10 protein-coding genes and 1 rRNA gene are annotated in these 14536 nt (G+C 46.5%); 4 read left to right on the forward strand and 7 right to left on the reverse strand.

Features of this window, described 5'->3' with window-relative positions:
* The 3 genes from rrf to fusA form a co-directional block, all read left to right on the forward strand.
* Positions 1–85, forward strand: a 5S ribosomal RNA gene (gene rrf / locus KO531_RS21470); the annotation flags it as partial.
* A 705-nt stretch (positions 86–790) separates the two neighbouring features.
* Entirely contained in the window at positions 791–2245 is a 1455-nt protein-coding gene (locus KO531_RS21475; RefSeq protein ID WP_219252212.1) for a diguanylate cyclase, read from the forward strand.
* 440 nt (positions 2246–2685) lie between these two features.
* Entirely contained in the window at positions 2686–4779 is a 2094-nt protein-coding gene (gene fusA / locus KO531_RS21480; protein WP_105251504.1) for an elongation factor G, read from the forward strand.
* Between the two features lie 176 nt (positions 4780–4955).
* Here the strand turns inward: fusA and KO531_RS21485 are convergent, their stop codons facing one another.
* On the reverse strand, positions 4956–5843 hold the full coding sequence (locus KO531_RS21485; RefSeq protein WP_105251505.1) for a LysR family transcriptional regulator: 888 nt from the start codon (positions 5841–5843) through the stop codon (positions 4956–4958).
* Between the two features lie 93 nt (positions 5844–5936).
* Between KO531_RS21485 and KO531_RS21490 the strand changes: the two genes are divergently transcribed.
* Positions 5937–6089 (forward strand): hypothetical protein, encoded by a 153-nt coding sequence (locus tag KO531_RS21490; RefSeq protein ID WP_081729124.1) that lies wholly within the window; start codon positions 5937–5939, stop codon positions 6087–6089.
* 268 nt (positions 6090–6357) lie between these two features.
* Here the strand turns inward: KO531_RS21490 and KO531_RS21495 are convergent, their stop codons facing one another.
* The 6 genes from KO531_RS21495 to KO531_RS21520 form a co-directional block, all read right to left on the reverse strand.
* On the reverse strand, positions 6358–6789 hold the full coding sequence (locus KO531_RS21495; RefSeq protein ID WP_028761791.1) for a nitrate reductase cytochrome c-type subunit: 432 nt from the start codon (positions 6787–6789) through the stop codon (positions 6358–6360).
* Positions 6786–9281, reverse strand: coding sequence for a nitrate reductase catalytic subunit NapA (gene napA, locus KO531_RS21500; RefSeq protein ID WP_219252213.1), 2496 nt, complete (start codon positions 9279–9281; stop codon positions 6786–6788). The genes KO531_RS21495 and napA overlap by 4 nt, the downstream gene beginning before the upstream one ends.
* On the reverse strand, positions 9278–9547 hold the full coding sequence (locus KO531_RS21505) for a chaperone NapD (protein ID WP_071940060.1): 270 nt from the start codon (positions 9545–9547) through the stop codon (positions 9278–9280). Before KO531_RS21505 ends, napA begins: the two co-directional genes overlap by 4 nt.
* A 439-nt stretch (positions 9548–9986) precedes the next feature.
* Entirely contained in the window at positions 9987–11180 is a 1194-nt protein-coding gene (locus KO531_RS21510) for a lipocalin-like domain-containing protein (RefSeq protein WP_219252214.1), read from the reverse strand.
* A complete protein-coding gene (locus tag KO531_RS21515) occupies positions 11180–13834 on the reverse strand; it encodes an FtsX-like permease family protein (RefSeq protein ID WP_219252215.1) in 2655 nt (884 codons plus the stop codon). Before KO531_RS21515 ends, KO531_RS21510 begins: the two co-directional genes overlap by 1 nt.
* The gene (locus tag KO531_RS21520) at positions 13824–14498 is read right to left on the reverse strand and encodes an ABC transporter ATP-binding protein (RefSeq protein ID WP_219252216.1); all 675 of its coding nucleotides are present in this window, start codon (positions 14496–14498) and stop codon (positions 13824–13826) included. Before KO531_RS21520 ends, KO531_RS21515 begins: the two co-directional genes overlap by 11 nt.
* Positions 14499–14536: the final 38 nt, after the last annotated feature.

The raw sequence follows: 14536 nt of genomic DNA on the forward strand, positions 1-14536 counted from the left end.
ATCCCATCCCGAACTCAGAAGTGAAACGCAAACGCGCCGATGGTAGTGTGGGGTCTCCCCATGTGAGAGTAGGTCATCGCCAAGCGCCTAATTATCTCATTGAGATGTAACCAAGCCAGCTGAATAAGCTGGCTTTTTTGCGTCTGCAATTTGTTAAATCCAGCCTAGTGTCTATTTAATTAGTCAGTTTCCCTCCTATTTTTCTCTCGATAATCCCTTTTTTACCTTCCACGATACGAATAATTTGCACCATTTGGCTTTATATCAATTCTATTAATATCCGCTACAACTGTTCTATCAGATTCAGTTCCGGAGAATAAGGCGGCAGTTTTATCTCAGATTATAAAATCTTCTGCCATCTTTGTTTGATGCCCCCGCACAGTCCATCATGATCGCGGTATAGCGGCCAAAGAACGTAGCTGCAGAAGTTAAGGTGAGGTGCAGCTGCATATAATCGTAGTTTGCAAAAGGCGCTATGATGGCTTTGGATGGCGAGTAAGGGTGGTTATTTAGGATAGCCCTGATGAAACAAGCGATAAATATTGGCTTTTTAAAATGTGATACCAAATTCAGACGGAGTGAAATTAGGACTGAGTGAACTTAGCAACGTTCTTTTCCATCAACTGATCACCTTATGAAGATAAGTTTTGCTGATGTACGAAGGCGTTAAGACACAATGGACAAACGAGCGTTTCGTATAAGCAATGATGGGAATTGGTATTGTGTGGTTTTCACGTATACACTTTTTTTACATTCCCCATCTAGCATCAGCTTTTAGGTTGAAATTTCAATGGAATTGCGTGGCTTATTGAGGTTATTGTCGCTATTGCTGTGTATGCCATTACTGGTGAATGCTGATCGTTTCATGGTGTCTAGTGCTAAATTTGCGGATCAAGATGTTAGCGCCAAGTCTGCTGTGATAGTCCGTTATTGCGTTGATCCTGATTGGTTGCCCTATGAAGGAATACGAGAAGGTAAGCATCTGGGGATTTCATCGGACTATATTCGTCATGTTGAGTCACATTCTTCCCTTAAGTTTCAGCTAGTGCCGACATCTTCTTGGACCGAAACTTTATCTTTTTTGCAAAGTGGTCAGTGCGATTTAACCCCTATGTTGAATAAAACGCTAATACGCGAGACTTATCTGCACTTCAGTGATGTCTATTTCCGCTCACCCAATGTGCTCGTTTCACTTAAAGAACAGCCTTTTCTGCAAGGATTGGAGAATATCAATACGCGTATTTTAGCCGTGCCCAAAGGTTATCGTTTAGCTGAGTATATTCAGCATTATTATCCTCAGATAGAAATGCTTACTGTTGCCAGTGAACCTGCGGGATTGCAGTCGGTTCTGGATAAACGTGCAGATCTGTTTGTTGGGTCAATGTTTTCGGTTAACGCTTACATTCAACAAATGGGATTTGAACATTTAAAAATTGCGGGTTGGGGCGGGCCGGAAGATGAGTTACGGATGGGGGTCGCTTATGGTCAAGAGTCCTTGTTACCTGTGATAAATAAAGCCTTAAACACTGTGAGTGAGCAAGAGCGGATCACGATTTATCAGAAGTGGAATAATGTGACTGTGATAGATGAGACTAACTATTCGCTTGTGTATCAAATTATCTGCGCGACGTGTCTGTTGCTCCTAATGTTGGGGGCGAGAACTTACTTTATGAGTCAATATAATCGAAGATTAACCGATAAGAATAAGCAGTTGGAAACTTTACGCGAACAGCTTGAAGCGTCAAATGCCGAACTCGAATTTTTATCTACCCACGACCCATTAACTAAATTGTATAACCGACATTACTTTAATCGCTTTTTTATTAATAACGAGCAGCATGATAAATCTGCTGGGGCAGGCATGTGCCTTGTAATGATTGATATCGACTACTTTAAAGAGATTAATGACACGCTAGGGCATAACGTCGGCGATCGCATTCTTGAGCAAGTGTCTCAGGTATTACAGCACTGTGTACGTGATTCTGATGTGGTTGCACGTTGGGGGGGCGAAGAATTTGTTATCCTCTGCCAACAGTCATTATTGCCATTAGTTGAAAGCTTGTGTGTGCGGATTGCGCAGAGGATTAACAATTATCAATTTACTGACAATGTTCACTTAACTTGTAGTTTTGGTGTCGCTAAGCTCGCAGAAAACGAACCTATACAATTGTGTTTTGAGCGTGCGGATCGAGCCCTTTATCGTGCTAAAGCACAAGGGCGTAATCAAATGTGCATCGACACGTAAGGGTTTACTCAAGACTGATTTGTGGTTATTTGGCTAAAAGACTGCGATTGAAGTGAGTCGCGGATGTCATCTCTATTTTGGAGATAGGTATAACATGATTGTTCTAGCATCCATGCTTGCAGGTTAATGTTTGATGTTTGTACTGACGATATGATAGAAATCCCTTGAAAATCGCTTTATTCCATTAAAATGACGTTTATTTAAGGTTTTTTATTGATTGAGTGAAAAATAAGCTAAAGTGTTTTACTTATCTGTTTTAGTTCGTGTTTATGGCTATTTACCTAAATTATTACGCGACTTTATCGTGAAAAAGTACTCTAGCCATTTGCGCCGAGCAGGGTTCCAATTTACAATATGCGCCTAAAATAATCTGATGTGCGGTGTGTCGGTGTTTGTCGCATACTCCGTCTACTTCTTAAACTACTCATTAAAGTTGAATCATGACCGAATTATCCAAATACAGAAACATTGGTATCTTCGCTCACGTTGACGCGGGTAAAACCACGACCACCGAGCGTATCCTTAAGCTAACCGGTAAAATCCATAAAATCGGTGAAGTTCACGATGGTGAATCTACCACTGACTTCATGGTACAGGAAGCTGAGCGCGGTATTACTATTCAGTCCGCTGCTGTAAGTTGCTTCTGGAAAGATCACCGTTTCAACGTTATCGACACCCCAGGACACGTTGACTTCACCGTTGAAGTTTATCGTTCTCTGAAAGTGCTTGATGGCGGTATCGGTGTATTCTGTGGTTCAGGCGGTGTTGAGCCTCAATCAGAAACTAACTGGCGCTATGCGAACGAATCTGAAGTTGCGCGTATTATCTTCGTAAACAAGTTAGACCGTATGGGTGCTGACTTCTTACGCGTTGTTAAGCAAACTAAAGACGTATTAGCTGCTACTCCACTGGTTATGGTTCTGCCAATCGGTGTTGAAGACGAATTCACTGGTGTTGTTGACCTATTAACTCGTAAAGCATACGTGTGGGATGATTCTGGTATTCCAGAAAACTTTGAAGTATTAGACGTTCCTGCTGATATGGTTGACATGGTTGAAGAATACCGTGAAATGCTGATCGAAACTGCAGTTGAACAAGACGATGCAGTGATGGAAGCGTACATGGAAGGCGAAGAGCCATCTATCGAAGACATCAAGCGTTGTATCCGTACTGGTACTCGCAAACTGGCATTCTTCCCAACATACTGTGGTTCTGCGTTCAAGAACAAAGGTATGCAACTGGTTCTTGATGCTGTTGTTGATTATTTACCAGCACCAGACGAAGTTGATCCACAACCATTGACTGACGAAGAAGGCAATGAAACTGGCGAATTCGCTATCGTTTCTGCTGATGAGCCATTAAAAGCGTTAGCGTTCAAAATCATGGATGACCGTTTCGGTGCCCTGACTTTCGTACGTATCTACTCAGGCCGTCTGAAGAAGGGTGATACCATCCTGAACAGCGCGACTGGCAAAACTGAACGTATCGGCCGTATGTGCGAAATGTACGCTGACGACCGTATTGAAATTGAATCAGCTCAAGCTGGCGACATTATCGCTATCGTGGGTATGAAGAACGTTCAAACTGGTCACACTTTATGTGACGTGAAACACCCAGTTACCTTAGAAGCTATGGTGTTCCCAGAGCCAGTTATCTCTATCGCAGTAGCGCCAAAAGATAAAGGCGGTTCTGAGAAAATGGGTATCGCTATCGGTAAGATGATCGCTGAAGATCCATCATTCCGCGTAGAAACTGACGAAGATTCAGGTGAAACCATCCTTAAAGGTATGGGCGAACTTCACTTAGACATCAAAGTAGACATTCTGAAGCGTACTTATGGTGTTGAATTGATCGTAGGTGAGCCACAAGTTGCTTACCGTGAAACCATTACTCAAATGGTTGAAGATCAATACACTCACAAGAAACAATCAGGTGGTTCTGGTCAATTCGGTAAGATCGAATATATCATCCGCCCAGGTGAGCCAAACACTGGTTTCGTGTTCAAATCTTCAGTTGTTGGTGGTAGCGTTCCGAAGGAATTCTGGCCAGCAGTTGAGAAAGGTTTCGCGAGCATGATGAACACAGGTACTATCGCTGGCTTCCCAGTGTTAGACGTTGAGTTCGAATTAACTGACGGTGCATTCCACGCAGTTGACTCATCAGCAATCGCGTTCGAAATCGCTGCTAAAGGTGCTTTCCGTCAGTCTATCGCTAAAGCTAAACCACAACTTCTTGAGCCAATCATGAAAGTTGACGTGTTCAGCCCAGATGACAACGTGGGTGACGTGATCGGTGACTTAAACCGTCGTCGCGGTATGATCAAAGACCAAGTAGCTGGTGTAACAGGTGTTCGCGTTAAAGCTGACGTACCGTTATCAGAAATGTTCGGTTATATCGGTACTTTACGTACAATGACTTCTGGTCGTGGTCAGTTCTCTATGGAGTTCTCACACTACAGCCAATGTCCAGCTAGCGTAGCTGAGAAAGTTGTTGCTCAAGTTAAAGAACGTAAAGCTGCTGAAGCTAAGAAGTAATTCTTAACTTATTTGGGCTAATATTTAGTTAGCAAATAAAAACCGCTGTCGGCCTCTAGGCTCGCAGCGGTTTTTTTATGGGTGAGACCCAACTGTAATTACCCGCTATGGCTGACGAAGTTTCGTATCCCGTTGTTTAAAATAATGTGATTGGTATTAGTTCTTGCTTTATCTTCTCAGCGTTCAGTTTTTTGTTTACTCAATTCGAGCAAGGCCTTGGCTGCCGGTGTTAAAGGTAAACTTTGGCGCCAAATAAGCGCCAGATCCCATGTCATTGCGGGCTGCATAGGTTTAAAGACCAGTTTACTGGTGCTTAATCGATTGCAGATAGGCTCAGGTAAAATAGCGACGCCCATATCGGCTTCGACCATGGCGGCGAGGAAATCCCACTGGCCGCTGCGAAAGGCAATATTGAGTTGAACACCTGCTTTGCGACTGAGGCGATTAATCAGTTTAGCGAGGGAGAAGTCTTCGTTATAGAGGATAAAAGGATAGGGCTGGAAGTCCTGCCATTTTAAGTGGTCTTTCTCGGCTAAGGGATGTCCTTCAGGCAGGCATGCGAGTAAAGGGTACTTAGTCAGGGGTTGGTTGACGAGTTCTGTCTCATGGGTCGTGGGGAGCGCGGTAAAGGCGATATCAAGACTGTTATTGAGCAATGCTTGTTCGCAGCCGAATCCACCGTACTCATACATGTGTAGTTCAACTCCCGGATAACGCTTACGATAGCTAGTGAGCAAACCAATAATAAGACTGCTCATCATAGGACATACACCCAGTCGCAACCGCCCCGATTTAAGACCGCTAAGGTTACTCATGTCCTCTTGCAGTCTATGCCATTGGCCTAGAATTTCCCGTGCACTGTGCTCAAAGAGCTGACCAGCTTGAGTTAACTCAACCTTTTGGTTATTCCGGATCAGCAAGGTTTCACCAAGGCTTTCTTCAAGTCTCTGGATTATTTTGCTTAGTGTCGGCTGGGTGATAAAACATTTCTGCGCGGCGCGGGTAAAGTTTTCAGTTTCCACTAAGGTCAGAAAACACTGTAAGGTCTTGATTGGGATGTTCATGCTTAAATGGAATCCATATTATGGAATTTATTCATTTTACTAATGATGGCCTAAGTATTACTTTGACCTTGTTAACAAAACAGGGGAATACCGATGAAATCAAGTTCAAGTCTGTGGGTAGGTGCTTTGTGGCAGGCGGCTATGCCTGTGGCAAAAGATGTGCAAAACGCTAAAGCGGCGCAAGTAACTAAAACGGCTCCAGCGGGTGATTTGCATAAAGCAAAACAACAAGTAAACCCAGCCTAGGCTGGGTTTTTACTTTTCTGTGTTTTAGATTCTGCTCTTATTTTCTTTTCCCTCGATTCTCACTTTGCCTTTTTAACTTCTGCTCAATCCCTTCCTTGGTGAAAGTACTGTTCAGCAACGGACGCTGAACCAGCGATAGACGTTTAGTCTTATATTTACTTGAATACTCATTACTGGCTCTAAGCTAACTCATTAGGATTGGATGCTTAAATAGCAAAAAAGCCACCCTAATCAATTCGGGTGGCTTTGCTCTGCAGGGGAGTGTGGTTTACTGGACGGAGAATTGATTCTCGACGAGTGGTTGCTTGTTTTCGGCCTGAGCGACATGGCATTGAGTACAGGCATAGTTATGTCCGTTAACTGTGCCTTTATCATCAATCACGTGGGACTTAGCTACTGGCGTGGCTTTCATGCGTTTTGCCTTGTCCCAACTATGGCAGCTTAAACAGCCATTTTTATCTAAGGTGATCTTGTAATCGTCCTTATGTGGGATGAGCGGTGGTTGCTCGCTAAAACTGCGCTCAATGGCGGTGCCGCGACTAGGATAAATCGCCATGGCATCGGCTGGGCGGATGTCGGTGATCGCCATGTTTCCTGCGAGGGATTGAATATTAACTGGTGCTACGTTGGTGTCGGTTTGCTGACCTGAACAGCCGGTAATGGCGACGAGTAACGCAGTTAAGGTGAGTATTTTTCTCATTGGTTATTCTCCGCCTTGAAGACTTTCACTGGGCATTTTTTAAAGTCAGTTTCTTTTGACAGGGGATCGGTTGCATCCAATATCAGTTTGTTGACTAACTGGCGCGCATCGAAGAAAGGCATAAATACTACGCCGCGTGGCGGTTTGTTACGGCCTTTGGTTTCAACTCGGGTTTTCACTTCACCGCGCGGTGAGGCCACTATGACTTCGTCACCACGTTGTACGCCGCGAGCTTTCGCATCTTCTGGATGCATGAAAATTTGCGCGTCGGGGTAGGCACGGTAAAGCTCTGGTACGCGGGCTGTCATCGAGCCAGTGTGCCAATGCTCCAGCACGCGGCCAGTCGACATCCATAAATCGTATTCTTCATTCGGCTCTTCGGCGGCGGGCTCATAGGGCAGGGCGAAAATCACCGCTTTGCCATCTGGCTTGCCATAGAATTTAAAGCCTTCACCCGCTTTGACATAAGGATCGCTCCCCTCAACGAAACGACGCAGAGTTTCTTTGCCATTAACGACTGGCCAGCGTAGGCCGCGGGTTTCATGGTAACGGTCAAAGTCGGCTAAATCATGGCCATGGCCACGACCGAAAGCTGCATATTCTTCGAAAATACCTTTTTGCAGGTAGAAACCGAAGTGTCCGCTCTCATCGTTTAATTCGGCTTTGCAATCGGAAATTGGGAACTTGTCGATCACGCCATTGGCAAATAGCACTTCATATAAGGTTTTATCCGCGTATTCCGGTTGTTTGGCTATCAGTTCGGCTGGCCAGACTTCGGAGACTTTGAATCGTTTCGAAAATTCGACTAGTTGCCACAGATCTGAGGTTGCGCCTTCTGGGGCTTTTACTTGCTGATGCCACATATGAGTACGGCGCTCGGCGTTGCCGTAAGCTCCTTCTTTCTCGACCCACATTGCCGTTGGCAAAATTAAATCTGCCGCCATAGCTGTGATGGTTGGATAAGGATCTGAAACCACGATAAAGTTTTCTGGGTTACGAAAGCCAGGGTAAATCTCATCGTTGATGTTAGGGCCTGCCTGCATATTATTGGTACACATGGTCCAGTAACAGTTGAGCTTGCCATCTTTGAGCATACGGCTCTGGAGTACGGCATGGTAGCCAGGTTTGGCGGGAATTGTCCCTTCTGGCACTTGCCATAGCTTTTCGGTAATGGCGCGGTGCTTGTCGTTAGTGACTTCCATATCGGCGGGTAAACGGTGGGCGAAAGTACCGACTTCACGGGCAGTCCCGCAAGCCGAAGGTTGACCTGTTAATGAAAAAGGACTGTTACCCGGTGTGGCAATTTTGCCCGTGAGCAAATGGATGTTGTAAAGCATGTTGTTCGCCCACACGCCGCGAACGTGTTGGTTAATGCCCATGGTCCACAGACTCATGACTTTAACGTTAGGGTCGGCATAGGCTTTGGCTAAAATCTCCAGCTTCTCTGGCTCGACGCCACTCATCTTGGCGGCATATTCCAGCGTATAAGTGCTGACAAACTTGGCATACTCGTCAAAGCTAATGGGCGTGGATTTACCATTGCCTGGATTTTTAGCTTTTTTCTCTAATGGATGTTCTGGACGCAGGCCATAGCCTATATCGTCAACGCCTAAGGCAAACTTAGTGTGTTTGGTAACAAAGTCGGTATTAACTGCTTTATTTTCAATAATGTAATTGGCGATATAGTTGAGGATCACTAAGTCCGACTGTGGGCGGAACACCATAGGGTTATCGGCTAAATCGAAGCTGCGGTTCTCAAAGGTCGACAGCACATGCACTCGGCACGTTGGACTGCTTAAACGTCTATCGGATATTCTTGCCCACAGAATTGGGTGCATCTCCGCCATGTTTGCGCCCCAGAGCACAAACTGATCGGCGGCTTCTAAATCGTCATAACAACCCATGGGCTCATCGATACCGAAGGTGCGCATAAAGCCGCCTACGGCTGAGGCCATGCAGTGGCGCGCATTAGGATCTATATTGTTGGTAAGGAAGCCTGCTTTATGAAGTTTAGAGGCGGCATAACCTTCCCAAATAGTCCATTGACCAGAGCCAAACATACCTACCGACGTCGGGCCTTTGGTGGCGAGACTGTGTTTCCATTTCGCGGCCATAGTATCGAAGGCCACATCCCAGCTGACTGGGGTGAACTCACCTTCTTTATGATATTTGCCGTCTTTCATCCGCAGCAATGGCGTGGTTAATCTGTCCTTGCCGTACATGATTTTTGATAGGAAATAACCTTTAATACAGTTAAGGCCACGGTTGACTGGACTTTCAGGATCGCCCTTAGTGGCGACCACTTTGCCCGCTTGGGTGCCCACTAATACGCTACACCCCACACCGCAGAAACGGCAGGGAGCTTTATCCCACTTGATACTGTCAGCTTGTTCGGCGGCTTCGACCATCTTAATGGGAAGTGTGACGCCAACGGCCGTCGCAGCGGCAACCGCTGCGTTGGCCTTGAGAAACTCGCGGCGGCTTATGCTCATAATATTTCCTCACTCTCTTGTACTAAGGGTTCTACTTGGTGGTAAATCAAGCTGGCAGATAACACGCCGGACAGGGCATTGATGGCTTCAATATTGTCAAGAATCGCTCTTTGGCTACTCCCTTCTAGGGTAACGACCAATTTTCCTTCGGGTGTAATTGCATGAATATCAGTACCCACTAATGCGCGGATATTGGCTTCAACCTGCTGTAAGGTTTTAGGCGTGGCATGCACCACAAGGCTGGTGACGTGGTATTCCTGACTCATATTGGATGACCTGTAGTAGCGTAAACTCGGTTACTTAAGATTAAAAAGGAGGGTAACCGAGTGCTGATACTGGCGAGTCTAGACCTGATAAAAAATGTGGGTATACCTCACAAGAGGTATTGAAAGCGATAGTCGATCCGGATCAAAGTTTTGCGAGTGATCTAACTCCCAGTTTGATATTTAAGCGCTTAGCACTGTCTTCACTAGGACATAGTGAGGAGTACATTTATGGAGAATACTATTGTGCATATCTGGAACCCGTGAACATTAACGGAAGCACAAGTGTGTAGATAGGAATCCTATACTTTTTTACCAATTACAGGTGGTTATAAAATTTCTGGGTAAGAGCAATAGTTGACGTGCATGCTTGCAAAATCCTGCGATAGAACATATTTAGGAATAATTAGTTATATTCACATTGTTTAGTATATATAAGACGTTAATAGCCCGTTAGCTCCATATAACCCGTACCTGTATGGCTGCCAGAGAGTTGCACTGGGCCTTCCCAGTAGGGCGTTGATAATGGCATAGCGCTATTGGGATTGAGCGGGGTGATAGTGAGGTCGATATTCTCGCTGGGGATTTTTACCTGCCAGCTAATGGGATAGTCGCCATTGACTGTGTGTTGCCATTTAAGAGGCGTCATCTGAATGTCATTGGGATTGTCAGTGGAATTGATGTTGCGCCCAGTGCCATCGGCAAACATTCTTCTGGCGCTATAAAATGCTGAGATAGGTGCATTCTTTGCGGACTCTGCTGGCGACTGATCCCGTAGCTGAAACAACATCAGCGTCGAGCCATCATTTAACCTGAGCGCGAACCAATCCCAGCCCTGTTGCGTTTTAGTGAGAAATTGCGAGCTCCATTCCCTGTCGAGCCAACCTTGGCCTGTGACTCGCTCCACTTTGCCATAGCGGTTGATTTCACCTGAAATTTCAATAAAGGGTTGGCTGTAATAGTAAGAGGCTACTTGGCCGTCGCGGCTTTTAAGGCTATAGCCGTTAACGCCTTGGTATTGCAGTGGCGCTTGGCTATTAAGCTGAAGTCGATAGCTAAAATCAGAATTCTCCACCGTTAAGGTCGCGGGAAAGAGTGCATTGGTTTCGCTCTGCCAGTGCCAGTTATCGAGGCGGATTTGATAAGGATCTAATTTCACCTCGGCAAACTCGCTATGGCGGCGCGACCACTTTTCGTGAGCCAGATGAGTTTGACTCGAGGTTAATGCGCTGTGGGCCAAGTAAAGCTGCTGAGTCTCCCACGTGGATTCATTTTTGGGCGTTGCATCTGTTACTTGCAGAGTTGTTTCTTGCGGAGCAGGGGGTTTAAGGGCGACTCTAAACTGAGTCCACTGAGCGCCGAGTTGCTCACCTGTTTCTGTCGTTAAATTCGCGGTCAGATACCACCATTCCTGGCGAAAGCCATTGTGCGCCAAGTGATCCCGCGGAAATTCAAATCTATAGCCGGGAACAACAGGCGTAAAAGCTAAATCATCTTGATTAGTAGAGGTTTTCCCCACCACATTGGCCATGGATTTGGACTGAGTGTTTTGCGTCGATGGCGTTTTATCACAGCCGCCGATCAGCATTAACCCAACTACTGCCCATACAATACTGTTTAGATTGAGTGTTTTCATCACAGTGTCTCCTGTTGCAGACTGGCGACCAGTGGTTTGCGGGTTTGCCAATACAGCGGTAAGAGTACGGCTAAGGTGCAGGTGGTTAAGGCAATCAGTATTGCATGGCCGTAAGCTTGCCAATCCCAAATCATTTTTATCGTCCAGCCAAAGGCTTGCAAGGTGATCTTATTAATAAGCAGGTAACCTAATAGCGCGCCCGTTGGCATAGCGAGCAGGCAAGTGATCAGTACCACAATCAGCATCTGCATAAACACCATGCCGCGCAGAGCATTACGACTGACGCCGAGGGAATACAGCCGTGCCAGTGGCGCTTGCCTTGCCTGAGTCAACATTAAGCAGGCACTAAAGAGGCCAATCGCGGCGACAATCAAGGTTAAACTATTCAGCACTAAGGTAATGGAAAAAGTGCGTTTAAACATAGCGATAGCTTGGGTTTTAATCTTAGTTTGGCTGTAGATTTGTGCTTGGGATAAACCTAACTCAGTCGCCAGTTGGACTTGTAGTTGATCAAGCTGCGCTTCACTTATCCTACTGCCTTGCTCTTTACCGTGAAAACTCGCCGCTAAACTGACTGGCAGTACAGGTAACTGGGCCCGTTGCCAAAGTGGCTGGCTGATAATGACCTCGTTTCGGGTATTGCCGTGGTCATAATAAATGCCGCCAATAATGGCTTTGCTGCTACCTGTTTTCTCGAGCACATCCAATGACACAGTATCACCAAGCTGTAATTGGTATTTGATGGCAAGAGGTTCGCTCACCAATACAACGGGTGCATTAAAGTAGGATTGCCACAATGTGGGCAGGCTTTCCTTAAGCGCACTGGTGTGCCGAGTCGAAAATTCATCGCGGCTGAGTAGGCTCACCGGAATCGTCTGCTCGCTCGGATTATCCGTTGAAACTGGCAGTGAAAGCTGGGCTTCAATTTGCCATTGTTGATAAAGACCGCTGACTCTTGGATCGTGCATCAGTTGGGTTTGAATAGTGTCGATACGCTGGCTCGGTGGGCGGATATAGAGATCGGCATGCAAGCGAGTTTCTAGCCAAGTTCGCAGAGTTTGCTCGAAGCTTCCAACGAGGGTGTTCATCGATATATTGGCACTGAGCGCCAGTAAGATCGCCATCATTGCAAGGGAAAGCGGTGCAATAAGCTCACGGGTTTCGGCGAGCAGATATTGCCATAATCCAGGACGTGCCAAGGGCATTAATGCACTGACGCCCCAATGCAATAATTGCGGCAACAATAAGGGAATAGCGATAGCGACGATACCGAGCAACACTAAGCTGATGTTATAGCTTTGGCTGAAGGGAAACAGCAGAGCCGCTAAGGTCAATAAGCCACAGGCTAAGGCAAATTGAATGCTATGAGTTTTGCGGTGTGCCTGCATTTGCTGATAACGATTCGCCCCTTGCGCCAATGCTTGGCGCGTAAGATCTAAATACAATGGCAAGCAAGCGGCGAGCGCGGCAATTAAGGTGAGGACAATTGCCTCAAAAAGCCAAGTCCATTGCCAAATACCGGGGAGCAAGTGGGCGCCATACATTTGCTCTAAGGTCATGGCGACCATAGGTTGCAGCCAGTGGCTGAGTTGCAAACCACTGATAAAGCCCAGACTTGAACCTATGACAACTAACAAAATTAATTCGAACATCAGTGCCGTCATCAAGGCGCTGCGCTCTATTCCCTGTTGCAATAACTGCACTAACAGTTTTTGCCGTTTCATTAGGCTGTAGCGCACACCGTTATAGGCGATAAAGAGGCCGACAACGAAGGCTAACATGCTCATGGCATTAAGATTAAGGTGAAAACTGCGGGTCAGCGCTATCAGCGCTTGGCCTTGATCTTGCTGGCTAAAGCTGGCCTTTTGCGGCGTAATCCCTAAAGCGTCGAGTTGGGATTTTAGTTTAGGTAGGTTTTCTCGCTCACTGAACATGGCGATATAGCTCAATCTGCCTTGCATGTTTAGTAATCGCTGGGCGAGGGACATATCGGCCAAGATGGCGCTGCCGAGACCAAAACTGTCATCAATTGCAATGACATCTAAGGTGCTATTTTCTAAAATAAGTTTACCGTCGGGCGCCACTTTGGCTGCTAGGCTGCGGCTCATGATTACTGTGGCTGCGCCGTTGATGAGATCGGCAAGCGGTAAGTCATTCATCTGTGGTGAGGTGGCTGATTGTGTGTCAGTCGAGGCGTTACTTCTCGATTTTTGTAGTGTTAATGCAGCGATCAAATCGCTGCCTTCCAGTTGCCAGAACTGACCGTTTTTACCGGAGATTTTGCCACTTACGACGGCGAGACTCTGACTTAATCCGGCTCGTCTCAAGGCGAAATAGATAGATTCATCTAAAGTGTTTTGTCCTAGGGGCGGCGTGAGTAGCACATCGGCGCGTTGACTCAGTAACTCAGTCGCCTCGCTATAGCTGCGCACGGCATTGTCGTTGGTTGCTTTAACCCCAATCAGCAGAGTCACAGCTAATGCGATACCGAGCAGAATGGCACCTGCTTGTATGGGCGCATGGCGATAATGGGCGATAAAAACCTTTAGGCTGAGCCACGTCAGCCTAAGCCAAGTTTGCTTAAGTCCAGTCTGTTTAAGTTCTGTTTGCTTAAGCGCTGTGGGAGTCGCCTTAGTGAGTCGTTTATTGTTCATAGATAGCGACTGCACCTTGGGATAAATGCCAACGTTTTTGCATGAAGGCGGCGCATTCTTCGCTGTGGGTGACCATCAAGATACTAGTTTGGCTTTCCCGTGCCAGTTCACACAGTAGTGCCATCACTTGTTTGCCTGACACATCATCTAAGTTACCCGTAGGTTCGTCGGCCAGTAGCAAGGTCGGTTTATGGGCTAAGGCGCGGGCGATGGCGACACGCTGTTGTTGACCGCCTGAAAGTGCTTCAACTTGGCGGTGAAGTAATGGCAAGAGCCCTAGTTTTTCAACCAGATAGTCACACCAGGCTGACCACGGCTGCGCGGTTAAACTTAAGGAGAAGGCGATATTGTCTTTCACGTTGAGTGGCGTGAGTAAGTTAAATTGCTGAAACACGACACCTAAGGAATTACGTCTGAAACGGCTCCAATCTTTGTCTTGCCAAGTTGAGGTGGACGCTTGTTCTAGCAAGATTTCACCCGAGTCTGGCGTTTCAAAGCCGGCGATCAGGTTGAGTAAGGTGCTTTTGCCGCTGCCGCTGGGACCTGTAAGCGCCACGGTTTCACCTCTGTGGATCTGTAGATTAACCGCTTGCAGTACTTGATGATATTGCTCACCATCGCGAAAGCCTTTGGTGACTTGGTTAAGCTTAGCGACGTCGGCCATTGAGCAACTCCTTTATATCCATTGGCGGCGGGTGTGGT

The sequence above is a fragment of the Shewanella sp. NKUCC06_TVS genome (assembly GCF_019345515.1).
GTDB classification, from domain to species: Bacteria; Pseudomonadota; Gammaproteobacteria; order Enterobacterales; family Shewanellaceae; genus Shewanella; species Shewanella oncorhynchi.

Bases quoted from the DNA above. Each gene is read 5' to 3' on its own strand.
- KO531_RS21515 (WP_219252215.1), bottom strand. From the start codon at position 13,834: ATGAACAATAAACGACTCACTAAGGCGACTCCCACAGCGCTTAAGCAA.
- KO531_RS21490 (WP_081729124.1), top strand. From the start codon at position 5,937: ATGAAATCAAGTTCAAGTCTGTGGGTAGGTGCTTTGTGGCAGGCGGCT.
- KO531_RS21475 (WP_219252212.1), top strand. From the start codon at position 791: ATGGAATTGCGTGGCTTATTGAGGTTATTGTCGCTATTGCTGTGTATG.
- KO531_RS21485 (WP_105251505.1), bottom strand. From the start codon at position 5,843: ATGAACATCCCAATCAAGACCTTACAGTGTTTTCTGACCTTAGTGGAA.
- napA (WP_219252213.1), bottom strand. From the start codon at position 9,281: ATGAGCATAAGCCGCCGCGAGTTTCTCAAGGCCAACGCAGCGGTTGCC.
- KO531_RS21495 (WP_028761791.1), bottom strand. From the start codon at position 6,789: ATGAGAAAAATACTCACCTTAACTGCGTTACTCGTCGCCATTACCGGC.
- fusA (WP_105251504.1), top strand. From the start codon at position 2,686: ATGACCGAATTATCCAAATACAGAAACATTGGTATCTTCGCTCACGTT.
- KO531_RS21520 (WP_219252216.1), bottom strand. From the start codon at position 14,498: ATGGCCGACGTCGCTAAGCTTAACCAAGTCACCAAAGGCTTTCGCGAT.
- KO531_RS21510 (WP_219252214.1), bottom strand. From the start codon at position 11,180: ATGAAAACACTCAATCTAAACAGTATTGTATGGGCAGTAGTTGGGTTA.
- KO531_RS21505 (WP_071940060.1), bottom strand. From the start codon at position 9,547: ATGAGTCAGGAATACCACGTCACCAGCCTTGTGGTGCATGCCACGCCT.